The following is a 12,356-nucleotide window of genomic DNA, read 5'->3' on the forward strand; positions in this document are numbered from 1 at the left end:
CTTTACTACAGATTACTCTGCAGCTGCTTCTGCTTGAGCTTCTGGACGATCAACCAGCTCGATGTATGCCATCGGAGCGTTGTCACCAGCGCGGAAGCCACACTTCAGAATGCGAGTGTAACCACCGGCACGGCTCGCGAAACGCGGGCCCAGCTCATTAAACAGTTTTGCCACGATCTCGTTATCACGAGTGCGGGCGAATGCCAGACGACGATTAGCTACGTTGTCGGTCTTGGCAAGAGTAATCAGCGGCTCAACTACGCGGCGCAACTCTTTGGCTTTCGGCAGAGTCGTCTTGATGATCTCATGACGAACCAGAGAGCCAGCCATGTTACGGAACATAGCCTGACGATGGCTGCTGTTGCGGTTCAGTTGACGACCACTCTTACGATGGCGCATGACCTTATCCTTCTCAGTGAAACCTTAACCTGTGATCGGGTTATTCATCAGCAATGCTTGCCGGCGGCCAGTTCTCGAGGCGCATGCCCAGAGAAAGACCACGTGAGGCCAGCACATCTTTAATCTCAGTAAGAGATTTTTTACCCAGGTTAGGCGTTTTAAGCAGCTCAACCTCGGTACGCTGTACCAGATCACCGATGTAGTGGATAGCTTCTGCCTTAAGGCAGTTAGCAGAGCGGACAGTCAATTCCAGATCGTCAACAGGGCGCAGCAGGATCGGATCGAATTCTGGTTTCTCTTCTTTAACTTCCGGCTGACGTACATCACGTAAGTCAACGAAAGCTTCAAGTTGTTCTGCCAGAATGGTTGCCGCACGACGAATCGCCTCTTCAGGATCGATTGTACCGTTGGTTTCCATTTCGATGACCAGCTTATCCAGGTCGGTGCGCTGTTCGACGCGCGCTGCTTCAACATTGTAGGCAATACGGTCTACAGGGCTGTAGCAAGCGTCAACCAACAGGCGGCCGATTGGGCGCTCATCTTCTTCCGAATGAATTCGGGCAGAAGCCGGCACATAACCACGACCACGCTGAACTTTGATACGCATGCTGATAGCGGCGTTCTCATCGGTCAGATGGCAGATCACGTGCTGAGGCTTGACGATTTCGACATCACCATCATGGGTAATGTCGGCTGCAGTCACAGGGCCAATGCCAGATTTATTCAGGGTCAGAATGACTTCATCTTTACCCTGAACTCTTACCGCCAGCCCTTTCAGGTTGAGCAGGATTTCCAGGATATCTTCCTGTACGCCCTCTTTGGTGCTGTACTCATGTAGTACACCATCAATTTCAACCTCGGTCACCGCGCAACCCGGCATGGAAGAAAGCAGAATACGGCGCAGTGCGTTACCAAGAGTATGGCCAAAGCCACGCTCTAAAGGCTCAAGGGTCACCTTGGCGTGCGTCGAACTCACTTGCTCGATATCTACCAGGCGCGGTTTTAGAAACTCTGTCACAGAACCCTGCATTGTGTCCTCTCTTTGGTACTAAGCTTTACTTAGAGTAAAGCTCGACGATCAGGTGTTCGTTAATGTCCGCAGACAGATCAGTACGCTCAGGAATACGCTTGAACACACCTTCCATCTTAGTCGCATCAACTTCCAGCCAGGTTGGCTTTTCACGCTGCTCAGCCAGCTCCAGAGCGGCCTTCACGCGAGATTGCTTTTTGGCTTTCTCACGGATGCTAACGACATCATTCGGAGATACCTGATAAGAAGCGATGTTAACAACGCGGCCATTTACCAGAACAGACTTATGGCTCACCAGCTGACGTGCTTCCGCACGAGTGGCACCAAAGCCCATACGATAAACTACGTTGTCCAGACGGCCTTCCAGCAGAGCCAACAGGTTTTCACCGGTGTTGCCTTTCAGACGTGCTGCTTCTTTATAGTAGTTACGGAACTGACGCTCGAGCACGCCGTAGATACGACGAACTTTCTGCTTCTCACGTAACTGACCGCCGTAATCAGACAGACGCGGTTTACGCGCACCATGCTGACCAGGCGCTTGTTCGATCTTACACTTGGAATCAATCGCGCGAACGCCAGACTTAAGGAATAAGTCAGTGCCCTCACGACGGCTCAGCTTGAGCTTAGGACCCAAATATCTTGCCATTTTCTTTCTCCAACTATCCTAAAAAACGGGCGTTATACGCGACGTTTTTTCGGCGGACGACAACCGTTATGAGGGATCGGAGTCACATCAGTAATATTAGTGATGCGGAAACCAGCGGCGTTCAGTGCACGAATTGTTGATTCGCGACCCGGACCCGGACCCTTAACCATAACTTCCAGGTTCTTAATACCGTAATCTTTTACCGCTTCTGCACAGCGCTCTGCAGCGACCTGAGCAGCAAACGGAGTGGATTTACGTGAACCGCGGAAACCGGAACCACCGGCGGTTGCCCAACCCAGTGCGTTACCCTGACGATCAGTAATAGTAACGATGGTGTTGTTAAAAGAAGCATGGACATGAGCCACGCCATCTGAGACTTGTTTTCTTACACGCTTACGTGCACGAACTGGTGCCTTTGCCATTATTTACTCACCCCGATTATTTCTTGATCGGTTTACGCGGACCCTTACGGGTACGTGCGTTGGTCTTAGTACGCTGACCGCGAACCGGAAGACCACGACGATGGCGCAAACCACGGTAGCAACCAAGGTCCATAAGACGCTTGATGCTCAGGGTGATTTCACGGCGCAGATCACCTTCTACAACGAATTTCGCAACTGCATCACGCAGCTGATCAATTTGTTCTTCAGACAGCTCACTGATCTTAACATTTTCAGCAATACCCGTTGAAGCGCAGATGGCTTTTGAACGGGTTTTACCGATACCGAAGATCGAAGTTAATGCGATAACGGTATGTTTTTGATCAGGAATGTTAATGCCTGCTATACGGGCCACTATGCACTCCTATAATTAAATAAGCACGTCCCATGCTGAAAAGCCCGTTTTCAGGATACTCAAATGGAAACGCACTGACATACAAAAGATTGGCTGGCTAATCTAGCCAGCTCAACCCGACTTTGCAAGAAAAATATGTGACAAAATCAGCCTTGGCGCTGTTTATGCTTTGGCTCGGCGCTGCAGATCACACGGACGACACCGTCGCGACGAATGATTTTGCAGTTACGACATAATTTCTTGACGGAAGCACGAACTTTCATTTTTACTCTCCGTAACTTCTCAACCACCTGAATTAACGGCCGTAGCCCTTCAGGTTAGCTTTCTTCAGTGCCGACTCGTACTGACTTGACATCATCAGAGTTTGCACTTGAGCCATAAAGTCCATGATGACGACCACTACGATGAGCAGTGAAGTACCGCCAAAGTAGAAGGGAACCTTCATCGCATCACGCATGAACTCCGGGATAAGGCAGATAAAAGTGATGTACAGCGCACCGATTAAGGTTAAACGCGTCATAACTTTATCGATGTACTTCGCCGTTTGCTCTCCCGGACGAATTCCCGGTACGAATGCACCAGACTTCTTCAGGTTATCTGCTGTTTCACGCGGGTTGAAAACCAACGCCGTATAGAAGAAACAGAAGAAGATGATTGCAGTCGCATAGAGTAGCACATAAAGCGGCTGTCCTGGCTGCAAATACAGCGAAATTGTTGTCAGCCAGTTCCAACCGGTACCGCCCCCGAACCACGATGCAATCGTTGCCGGGAACAGAATAATGCTGGAAGCAAAAATAGCCGGGATTACGCCCGCCATGTTCACTTTCAACGGTAAATGTGTGCTCTGTGCAGCGTAGACACGACGACCTTGCTGACGTTTTGCATAGTTCACCACAATGCGGCGTTGACCACGCTCAACGAAAATAACAAAGAAGGTCACGGCGAATACGAGTACTGCAACCAACAGCAACAGAAGGAAGTGCAGGTCACCTTGCCGCGCTTGCTCGATGGTATGGCCAATGGCCGGCGGGAGACCCGCAACAATACCTGCGAAGATAATGATCGAAATACCGTTACCGATACCGCGCTCAGTAATCTGTTCGCCCAGCCACATCAGGAACATTGTCCCTGAGACCAGACTCACAACAGCGGTAAAGTAGAAGGCAAAGCCTGGATTCATCACCAGGCCCTGCATTCCTGGCATATTCGGTAAACCGGTAGCAATACCGATCGACTGAAATATAGCCAATACCAACGTACCGTATCGGGTGTACTGACTAATCTTACGACGGCCAGCCTCCCCTTCTTTCTTGATTTCCGCTAACGCTGGATGAACCACCGTTAATAACTGGATGATAATCGATGCCGAAATATACGGCATGATACCCAGTGCGAAAATAGAAGCACGGCTGAGAGCACCACCAGAGAACATGTTAAACATTTCAATGATGGTGCCACGCTGTTGCTCAAGCAGTTTGGCAAGTACAGTGGCATCAATACCAGGGATCGGAATGAAAGAGCCAATACGGAAGACAATCAGTGCACCGATTACAAACAGCAGTCTGCGTTTCAGTTCACCAAAGCCGCCTTTGGCACTTTGAAAATCTAACCCCGGTTGTTTAGCCATCTGCTACTTATTCCTCAATTTTACCGCCAGCAGCTTCGATTGCAGCACGAGCACCTTTGGTGACACGCAGGCCGCGAACCGTTACCGGTGCAGAAACTTCACCAGAAAGAATGATTTTAACAAATTCAATCTGGACACCGATAATATTGGCCGCTTTCAGCGTATTCAGGTCTACGATACCGCCTTCAACTTTCGCCAGATCAGACAGACGAATCTCTGTGGTGATCATTGCTTTGCGAGAGGTGAAACCGAATTTCGGCAGACGACGATACAGAGGCATCTGACCGCCCTCGAAACCGCGACGTACGCCACCGCCAGAACGTGAGTTCTGACCTTTGTGACCACGACCACCGGTTTTACCGAGACCAGAACCGATACCACGACCCAGACGCTTGCTCGCGTGCTTAGACCCTTCGGCCGGAGACAGAGTATTTAGACGCATCTCTTACTCCTCCACTTTAACCATATAGGAAACCGCGTTAACCATACCGCGTACTGCAGGCGTATCTTCACGCTCAACGGTGTGGCCAATACGACGCAGACCCAGGCCAACCAGAGTGGCTTTATGCTTAGGCAAACGGCCAATAGCACTGCGGGTTTGAGTGATTTTAATAGTCTTAGCCATCGTGATTACCCCAGAATTTCTTCAACGGATTTACCACGCTTAGCAGCGACCATTTCCGGAGATTTCATATTGCCCAGGCCGTCGATAGTTGCACGAACCACGTTAATCGGGTTGGTGGAACCATAGGCTTTTGCCAGAACGTTATGAACTCCAGCGACTTCCAGGACGGCGCGCATTGCACCACCGGCAATAATACCGGTACCTTCTGAAGCCGGCTGCATGAACACGCGGGAACCCGTGTGTGCACCTTTAACTGGGTGCTGCAGGGTGCCGTTGGTCAGCGCGACGTTAACCATGTTGCGACGGGCTTTCTCCATCGCTTTCTGGATCGCTGCTGGAACTTCACGCGCTTTACCGTAACCAAAACCTACGCGACCATTACCATCGCCTACCACAGTCAGTGCTGTGAAGGAGAAAATACGACCACCTTTAACAGTTTTAGAAACACGGTTTACCGCGATCAGTTTTTCCTGCAGTTCGCCAGCTTGTTTCTCGATGTGTGCCATCTTAGACCTCTACCTTAGAACTGAAGGCCAGCTTCACGGGCAGCATCTGCCAGTGCCTGGACGCGACCATGATATTGGAAACCGGAACGGTCGAAAGAAACACCAGTGATGCCTTTTTCGATTGCGCGTTCTGCAATAACTTTACCTACTGCAGCTGCGGCTTCTTTATTACCGGTATACTTCAGTTGTTCAGTGATAGCTTTTTCTACTGTAGAAGCAGCGACCAGAACTTCAGAACCGTTCGGGGCGATTACCTGTGCGTAAATATGACGCGGGGTACGATGTACCACCAGGCGAGTAGCACCCAGCTCTTTGAGCTTGCGACGTGCACGGGTCGCACGACGGATACGAGCAGATTTCTTATCCATAGTGTTACCTTACTTCTTCTTAGCCTCTTTGGTACGCACGACTTCGTCGGCGTAACGGACACCCTTGCCTTTATAAGGCTCAGGACGACGGTAGGCGCGCAAGTCAGCTGCAACCTGGCCGATCAGCTGTTTATCAGCGCCTTTCAGCACGATTTCAGTCTGAGTCGGACATTCTGCAGTGATACCTGCGGGCAGCTGGTGATCGACTGGATGAGAAAAGCCCAGAGACAGGTTTACCACGTCGCCTTTAACGGCTGCACGATAACCTACACCAACCAGCTGCAGCTTCTTAGTGAAGCCTTCGGTAACACCGATAACCATTGCGTTCAGCAGCGCGCGAGAAGTACCCGCCTGCGCCCAGCCGTCAACGAAACCTTCGCGCGGAGCGAAAGTCAGAGCGTTGTCAGCATGCTTAACTTCAACAGCATCATTGATAGTACGAGTCAGCTCGCCGTTCTTACCTTTAATCGAAATTACCTGACCGTTGAGTTTTACCTCTACGCCGGCAGGAACAACGACAGGTGCTTTAGCAACACGAGACATAGTATCCTCCGATTACGCTACGTAGCAGATAATTTCGCCACCAAGACCTGCCTGGCGCGCTGCACGATCAGTCATGACACCTTTAGATGTAGAAACTACAGCGATGCCCATACCAGCCATTACCTTTGGCAGCTCATCTTTTTTCTTATAGATGCGCAGACCAGGACGGCTTACTCGCTGAATGCTTTCCACAACCGCTTTGCCCTGGAAATACTTAAGAGTCAGTTCCAGTTCCAGCTTGGTGTCGCCTTCGATTTTGAAATCTTCAATATATCCTTCTTCCTTCAGAACGTTGGCAATTGCCAATTTCAGCTTGGAGGAAGGCATGGTGACCGCAACTTTGTTCGCGGCCTGACCGTTACGGATACGGGTCAGCATATCCGCGATCGGATCTTGCATGCTCATCTGTGTTACTCCCGTGATTCAATTGGTGACAATTACCAGCTAGCCTTCTTCAGGCCCGGGATTTCACCGCGCATGGCGGCTTCGCGGACCTTGATACGGCTCAACCCAAACTTCCGCAGGAAACCGTGCGGACGACCTGTTTGACGGCAGCGGTTACGCTGACGTGAAGGGCTGGAATCACGCGGCAGACTCTGCAGCTTCAGAACGGCATTCCAACGATCTTCGTCGGAAGCGTTCACATCAGAAATGATCGCTTTCAGTTCAGCGCGTTTTGCGAAGAATTTGTCTGCTAATTTCACACGCTTAACTTCGCGTGCTTTCATAGATTGCTTAGCCATTAAGTAACCCTACCTTACTTACGGAACGGGAAGTCAAAGGCAGCCAGCAGAGCACGGCCTTCATCATCAGATTTCGCAGTAGTGGTAATGGTAATATCCAAACCACGAACGCGATCGACTTTGTCGTAGTCGATTTCTGGGAAGATGATCTGCTCACGTACACCCATGCTGTAGTTGCCACGACCATCGAATGACTTAGCGGACAAGCCACGGAAGTCACGGATACGTGGAACAGCAATGGTGATCAGACGCTCAAAGAACTCCCACATGCGTTCGCCACGCAGAGTTACTTTACAGCCGATCGGATAGCCCTGACGGATTTTGAAGCCTGCAACTGATTTGCGTGCTTTGGTGACCAGCGGTTTTTGACCGGAGATTGCTGCCAGGTCAGCTGCTGCGTTATCCAGCAGTTTCTTGTCAGCGATCGCTTCACCAACACCCATGTTCAGGGTGATCTTCTCGACCCGAGGGACTTGCATGACAGAATTGTAGCCAAACTCTGTCATGAGTTTCTGGACTACTTCGTCTTTGTAGTAATCATGCAGTTTCGCCATCGTACTACTCCAAATTACTTGATAGTTTCGCTGTTAGACTTGAAGAAACGGACTTTTTTGCCGTCTTCGAATCTAAAGCCTACACGGTCAGCCTTACCAGTTGCCGCATTGAACAGTGCAACGTTAGAAACCTGAATTGCAGCTTCTTTTTCAACGATGCCACCTGGTTGGTTCAGAGCCGGAACCGGCTTCTGATGTTTCTTCACCAGGTTGATACCTTCAACGATGACCTTACCAGAAGACAGGACATTCTTAACTTTACCGCGCTTACCTTTATCTTTACCGGTTAACACGATAACTTCGTCGTTACGACGGATTTTAGCTGCCATTGTTCGCTCCTTAGAGTACTTCTGGTGCCAGAGAGATAATTTTCATGAACTTTTCAGTACGAAGTTCACGAGTTACCGGCCCAAAAATACGCGTACCGATAGGCTGCTCACTGTTATTGTTTAAAATAACGCATGCATTACCATCGAAGCGAATGACAGAACCGTCCGGGCGACGAACACCCTTCCTGGTGCGCACCACTACCGCCTTCAGGACATCACCTTTTTTGACTTTACCACGCGGAATTGCTTCCTTGATGGTAACTTTGATGATGTCACCGACGCCTGCGTAGCGACGGTGCGAGCCACCCAGAACCTTGATACACATTACGCGACGTGCACCGGAGTTGTCGGCGACGTTCAGCATAGTCTGTTCTTGGATCATTTTAGTGCTCCGCTAATGTCAACTACTACTTCGGGACCTAAACCTCAGGTCGTTAGAAAGCCCCATAATTGAGGGCGCGGCATTGTAACACCGGTTCTCACAGATGGGTAGAAAAAATAAACGGCTCTCAATCGAGCCGCTGATTTTCCCTGATGACAGGGAGGGCGTATTCTAGGGAATAGTGCGAACAGTAGCAAATGTAATCTGCCTTATTTTTCGTCGCTTCTGTAATAAAGTGTCTGATTGGCCCCACTAACCCGTTTACTGGCCGGTTGGTTATGCTGACGCAGCAGCGCCGGAAGGTCAATTCCGACCAGGTGGCCGTGTCCCCTGGGCCGTTGACGATGCTGTATGCCACCGGCTCCGGATTACAGAACACCCGTGCCGGGGCAAGATCATGCCCCGGCCTCTCCGTCTGGTTCAGGTCGAAAGCCGCCCGCGTGGCCATTGTGCCGGGAGTGAGGATTCCCATCTCAGCACGATTAAACCCTTTCTCGGCTGCCAGCGTCGCCAGCTCAGGTGCCGGAGGCGCTGTCATCGCATCGGGTCCAAAGCCGACACGTTGCAGCAGCATCGCCTGACGCACTGCTGCTGTCATCTCTCTGCGCTGTCATTTAGAAGCAGAGCCATTAACATCCAACCCGACAGGGACAGCGGCATCGCATATATGATGTATCGGGGTGTTCCTCCCCGACCCAGGCCGCATACTGGAGCCGGGACCGAGCGCGACACCCGCTGCGGCTTGCGCAAACCGCTCAATGCCATACCGCTCCCGCTTAACGCAGTGCGCATAACAGCCGTCATGCCCTCATTCATCTGCTGTGCCGGCAACATAGGGAATGTCTTAAGGCTAAAACGGATATGGTTATCATTTTCTTCCGGATGAGTTGGCATTGAAACACCCTGGTACGCACCAGCGCAGCAGCGGGACTTACAGCTTTCGGCTGAATGAAAATGACGAGCATGGCGCTATCCCCACATGGAGCATCGCCCCATGGCGGGCACCGTGATAGCGATCTGTCACCCGCCGGGCATCGGTTACTATCGTCGCCTCATCGTTTACCAGCCCGTCGGGCGGCAGCCCACCGCACTCATGCTGCCGTGACTGGCATGGAAATGCATTCCTATTCCAGTCGCCGTTTCAATGCTGTCATCTGGCCGGCAGTAGGAATTGAAATACAGGCGATCGCTTATGGTGGGAAAGCTCGTGAGCAGCAGCCCACCTTCGATATCTGAGTTGAAATGCATATTATCTCTGGTGTCAGGTGCTGCTACAGCGGATAGAGTGGGGTCAGCCAGTTGAACACCTCAGCAGTTTGCACCGCGGGGATAGCCCAGGTTAGGCTCCGGGACACGTAATGATGGGGATTGATCAATCCGGCAATAACGATGTACCTGTACCGCTCGACGATTTCATCCGCGCATTAAGGCACTGGCTCAGCGCCCTACGGCGATGAGAGTATTTGCCTTAATCAGGATGCTGGCGTGACGGATTTCTCGCCGTGCAGCATCCATGCCTATCACAGGCGTGCTTAAATAACAGCGTTCTTTGCATGCTATCACCTGCTGGATGTCATTAAGGGGCAATGGATGATAGCGGCAGACCAGACGCTGAGTCACTGATTAGCAGCGCTCTGGTATCACACGACGCTCGCGCGCTGACAAGCTAACAAGCTAACAAGCTAACAAGCTAACAAGCTAACAATAAGTGTCCGCCTTTTACAGCCCGCAGGCTTAAGCCGTCCTGACCAAAAGCCACAACCTGTTCCACCGCACAGCTGATCCTCATCTCCGATGATCCTCTGATAAAGGGATCGATGCCCGATCCACAGGCAAAAAAAACCCCCTGCCGAAGCAGAGGGTTTTCTCAGAAAAAACCATTCTTATTACAGAACAGCTTTCTCAATTACGCGAACCAGGGTCCAGGATTTAGTCTTGGACAGTGGACGGCATTCGCGGATTTCTACCACGTCGCCAATTCCACATTCATTGTTCTCGTCATGGATGTGCAGCTTAGTCGTACGTTTGATGAATTTGCCGTAGATCGGGTGTTTCACGAAACGTTCGATAGCAACAACTGCAGATTTCTGCATTTTGTCACTTACTACACGACCCTGCAGAGTACGGATTTTATCGGTCATTACGAACCCGCCTTCTCAGTCAGTAAAGTCTTAACGCGTGCAACATCACGGCGCACTTGCTTCAGCAGATGAGTCTGCTGCAGTTGGCCAGATGCTGCCTGCATGCGCAGGTTAAATTGCTCACGCAGCAGATTAAGCAGCTCAGTGTTCAGCTCTTCAACGCTTTTTTCACGCAGCTCTGTTGCTTTCATTACATCACCGTCTTAGTTACAAAGGTGGTTTTGATAGGCAGTTTTGCTGCTGCCAGCTTGAATGCTTCACGGGCCAGCTCTTCTGGTACGCCGTCCATTTCATACAGGACTTTACCAGGCTGGATCAGGGCAACCCAATACTCTACGTTACCCTTACCTTTACCCATACGCACTTCCAGCGGCTTCTCGGTGATCGGTTTGTCCGGGAATACTCGGATCCAGATCTTACCTTGACGCTTAACTGCACGGGTCATAGCACGACGTGCTGCTTCGATCTGACGAGCAGTCAGACGACCACGGCCAACAGCTTTCAGACCGAAAGTACCGAAGCTGACATCCGTACCCGCAGCCAGACCGCGGTTACGGCCTTTGTGCACTTTACGGAATTTCGTACGCTTTGGTTGTAACATCAGCGACTCTCCTTACTTACGGCCTTTACGCTGCTGCTTTTTAGGTTGAGCAGCCGGTTCCGGTTGTTCAACAGCAGCCATACCACCCAGGATCTCACCTTTGAAGATCCATACCTTAACGCCGATTACACCATAAGTGGTGTGCGCTTCAGAGGTGTTGTAGTCAATGTCAGCACGCAGAGTGTGCAACGGCACGCGACCTTCACGATACCATTCGGTACGTGCGATCTCGGCGCCGCCCAGACGGCCGCTAACTTCAACTTTAATCCCCTTCGCGCCCAGACGCATGGCGTTCTGAACCGCACGCTTCATAGCACGACGGAACATCACACGACGCTCCAGCTGTGAAGTGATGCTGTCAGCTACCAGTTTCGCGTCCAGTTCCGGTTTACGGACTTCAGCGATGTTAATCTGTGCAGGAACGCCAGCGATGTTCGCGACGACCGTGCGCAGTTTTTCTACGTCTTCACCTTTCTTACCGATCACGATGCCCGGACGAGCAGTGTGAATAGTCACACGGATGCTCTTCGCTGGACGCTCGATAACGATACGAGATACAGACGCTTTAGCCAGTTCTTTTGTCAGGAACTGACGTACTTTAAAGTCGCTGTCCAGGTTGTCAGCGAATTCTTTGGTGTTCGCAAACCAGGTAGAGTTCCATGGTTTTACAATACCCAGGCGAATACCATTAGGATGTACTTTCTGACCCATTGCTAGTCTCCAGAGTCTCAGCGATCGGACACAACCACAGTAATGTGGCTGGTGCGCTTCAGGATGCGATCTGCACGACCTTTGGCACGCGGCATAATGCGTTTCATGGTCGGACCTTCATCTACGAAAATTTTCGTGATTTTCAGATCGTCGATATCAGCGCCATCGTTGTGTTCGGCGTTAGCAATGGCAGATTCCAGGACTTTCTTAACCAGTACAGCCGCTTTCTTGTTGGTGTAGGTTAAAATATCCAGAGCCTGCGACACTTTCTTACCGCGAATCAGGTCCGCCACCAGGCGTACCTTCTGAGCAGAAGAACGAGCATGGCGATGTTGAGCAATAGTTTCCATCTCTTC

23 protein-coding genes are annotated in these 12,356 nt (G+C 51.0%); all 23 read right to left on the reverse strand.

Translation table 11 applies throughout. The features are described 5' to 3' along the window. Window positions 1–12 precede the first annotated feature (12 nt). The 23 genes from rplQ to rplV all read right to left on the reverse strand — a co-directional run bounded on the left by rplQ (window position 13) and on the right by rplV (window position 12,350). Window positions 13–399, reverse strand: a complete 387-nt coding sequence (gene rplQ, locus AC6I8I_RS17895; RefSeq protein WP_009087575.1) for a 50S ribosomal protein L17 — start codon at window positions 397–399, stop codon at window positions 13–15. Window positions 400–439: 40 nt separating this feature from the next. Further along, window positions 440–1,429, reverse strand: a complete 990-nt coding sequence (locus AC6I8I_RS17900; RefSeq protein ID WP_003850179.1) for a DNA-directed RNA polymerase subunit alpha — start codon at window positions 1,427–1,429, stop codon at window positions 440–442. A gap of 25 nt (window positions 1,430–1,454) precedes the next feature. Then, window positions 1,455–2,075, reverse strand: a complete 621-nt coding sequence (gene rpsD, locus AC6I8I_RS17905; protein ID WP_008927131.1) for a 30S ribosomal protein S4 — start codon at window positions 2,073–2,075, stop codon at window positions 1,455–1,457. 32 nt (window positions 2,076–2,107) lie between these two features. Continuing rightward, window positions 2,108–2,497, reverse strand: coding sequence for a 30S ribosomal protein S11 (gene rpsK / locus AC6I8I_RS17910; RefSeq protein WP_004160563.1), 390 nt, complete (start codon window positions 2,495–2,497; stop codon window positions 2,108–2,110). A gap of 16 nt (window positions 2,498–2,513) precedes the next feature. Then, window positions 2,514–2,870 carry a 30S ribosomal protein S13 gene (gene rpsM / locus AC6I8I_RS17915; RefSeq protein ID WP_003850176.1) on the reverse strand — a complete coding sequence of 119 codons (357 nt, stop codon included), beginning with the start codon at window positions 2,868–2,870 and terminating at the stop codon, window positions 2,514–2,516. Between the two features lie 146 nt (window positions 2,871–3,016). Beyond that, entirely contained in the window at window positions 3,017–3,133 is a 117-nt protein-coding gene (gene rpmJ, locus AC6I8I_RS17920; protein ID WP_004160566.1) for a 50S ribosomal protein L36, read from the reverse strand. A 32-nt stretch (window positions 3,134–3,165) separates the two neighbouring features. Then, window positions 3,166–4,497, reverse strand: coding sequence for a preprotein translocase subunit SecY (secY, locus tag AC6I8I_RS17925; RefSeq protein ID WP_003850175.1), 1,332 nt, complete (start codon window positions 4,495–4,497; stop codon window positions 3,166–3,168). Window positions 4,498–4,504: 7 nt separating this feature from the next. Beyond that, complete coding sequence (rplO, locus tag AC6I8I_RS17930) at window positions 4,505–4,939, reverse strand: 50S ribosomal protein L15 (protein ID WP_159861842.1); 435 nt, start codon at window positions 4,937–4,939, stop codon at window positions 4,505–4,507. A gap of 3 nt (window positions 4,940–4,942) precedes the next feature. Next, window positions 4,943–5,122: a 50S ribosomal protein L30 gene (gene rpmD / locus AC6I8I_RS17935; protein WP_031376672.1), complete on the reverse strand. Its 180-nt coding sequence runs from the start codon at window positions 5,120–5,122 to the stop codon at window positions 4,943–4,945. Window positions 5,123–5,127: 5 nt separating this feature from the next. Continuing rightward, window positions 5,128–5,628, reverse strand: coding sequence for a 30S ribosomal protein S5 (gene rpsE, locus AC6I8I_RS17940; RefSeq protein WP_003850164.1), 501 nt, complete (start codon window positions 5,626–5,628; stop codon window positions 5,128–5,130). A gap of 14 nt (window positions 5,629–5,642) precedes the next feature. Next, on the reverse strand, window positions 5,643–5,996 hold the full coding sequence (rplR, locus tag AC6I8I_RS17945) for a 50S ribosomal protein L18 (protein ID WP_031376674.1): 354 nt from the start codon (window positions 5,994–5,996) through the stop codon (window positions 5,643–5,645). A gap of 9 nt (window positions 5,997–6,005) precedes the next feature. After that, window positions 6,006–6,539, reverse strand: a complete 534-nt coding sequence (gene rplF, locus AC6I8I_RS17950; RefSeq protein WP_003850161.1) for a 50S ribosomal protein L6 — start codon at window positions 6,537–6,539, stop codon at window positions 6,006–6,008. Between the two features lie 12 nt (window positions 6,540–6,551). Continuing rightward, the gene (gene rpsH / locus AC6I8I_RS17955; protein ID WP_031376675.1) at window positions 6,552–6,944 is read right to left on the reverse strand and encodes a 30S ribosomal protein S8; all 393 of its coding nucleotides are present in this window, start codon (window positions 6,942–6,944) and stop codon (window positions 6,552–6,554) included. Window positions 6,945–6,976: 32 nt separating this feature from the next. Further along, on the reverse strand, window positions 6,977–7,282 hold the full coding sequence (gene rpsN, locus AC6I8I_RS17960) for a 30S ribosomal protein S14 (RefSeq protein ID WP_010618564.1): 306 nt from the start codon (window positions 7,280–7,282) through the stop codon (window positions 6,977–6,979). Window positions 7,283–7,296: 14 nt separating this feature from the next. Further along, entirely contained in the window at window positions 7,297–7,836 is a 540-nt protein-coding gene (gene rplE, locus AC6I8I_RS17965) for a 50S ribosomal protein L5 (RefSeq protein ID WP_031376676.1), read from the reverse strand. Between the two features lie 14 nt (window positions 7,837–7,850). Beyond that, window positions 7,851–8,165 (reverse strand): 50S ribosomal protein L24, encoded by a 315-nt coding sequence (gene rplX, locus AC6I8I_RS17970; RefSeq protein ID WP_003850150.1) that lies wholly within the window; start codon window positions 8,163–8,165, stop codon window positions 7,851–7,853. Window positions 8,166–8,175: 10 nt separating this feature from the next. Next, the gene (gene rplN / locus AC6I8I_RS17975; RefSeq protein ID WP_006120590.1) at window positions 8,176–8,547 is read right to left on the reverse strand and encodes a 50S ribosomal protein L14; all 372 of its coding nucleotides are present in this window, start codon (window positions 8,545–8,547) and stop codon (window positions 8,176–8,178) included. A 127-nt stretch (window positions 8,548–8,674) separates the two neighbouring features. Next, complete coding sequence (locus AC6I8I_RS17980) at window positions 8,675–9,145, reverse strand: hypothetical protein (RefSeq protein ID WP_312057171.1); 471 nt, start codon at window positions 9,143–9,145, stop codon at window positions 8,675–8,677. 1,288 nt (window positions 9,146–10,433) lie between these two features. Beyond that, window positions 10,434–10,688: a 30S ribosomal protein S17 gene (rpsQ, locus tag AC6I8I_RS17985; RefSeq protein ID WP_003850147.1), complete on the reverse strand. Its 255-nt coding sequence runs from the start codon at window positions 10,686–10,688 to the stop codon at window positions 10,434–10,436. Then, on the reverse strand, window positions 10,688–10,879 hold the full coding sequence (gene rpmC, locus AC6I8I_RS17990; protein ID WP_003850146.1) for a 50S ribosomal protein L29: 192 nt from the start codon (window positions 10,877–10,879) through the stop codon (window positions 10,688–10,690). The genes rpsQ and rpmC overlap by 1 nt, the downstream gene beginning before the upstream one ends. Beyond that, on the reverse strand, window positions 10,879–11,289 hold the full coding sequence (gene rplP / locus AC6I8I_RS17995; protein WP_008927134.1) for a 50S ribosomal protein L16: 411 nt from the start codon (window positions 11,287–11,289) through the stop codon (window positions 10,879–10,881). Before rplP ends, rpmC begins: the two co-directional genes overlap by 1 nt. A 12-nt stretch (window positions 11,290–11,301) precedes the next feature. Then, a complete protein-coding gene (rpsC, locus tag AC6I8I_RS18000; protein ID WP_009087585.1) occupies window positions 11,302–12,000 on the reverse strand; it encodes a 30S ribosomal protein S3 in 699 nt (232 codons plus the stop codon). Window positions 12,001–12,017: 17 nt separating this feature from the next. Further along, complete coding sequence (gene rplV, locus AC6I8I_RS18005) at window positions 12,018–12,350, reverse strand: 50S ribosomal protein L22 (protein WP_046289651.1); 333 nt, start codon at window positions 12,348–12,350, stop codon at window positions 12,018–12,020. Window positions 12,351–12,356 lie beyond the last annotated feature (6 nt).

This window comes from Pantoea sp. X-Soil-YNGN-775 (genome assembly GCF_059730575.1).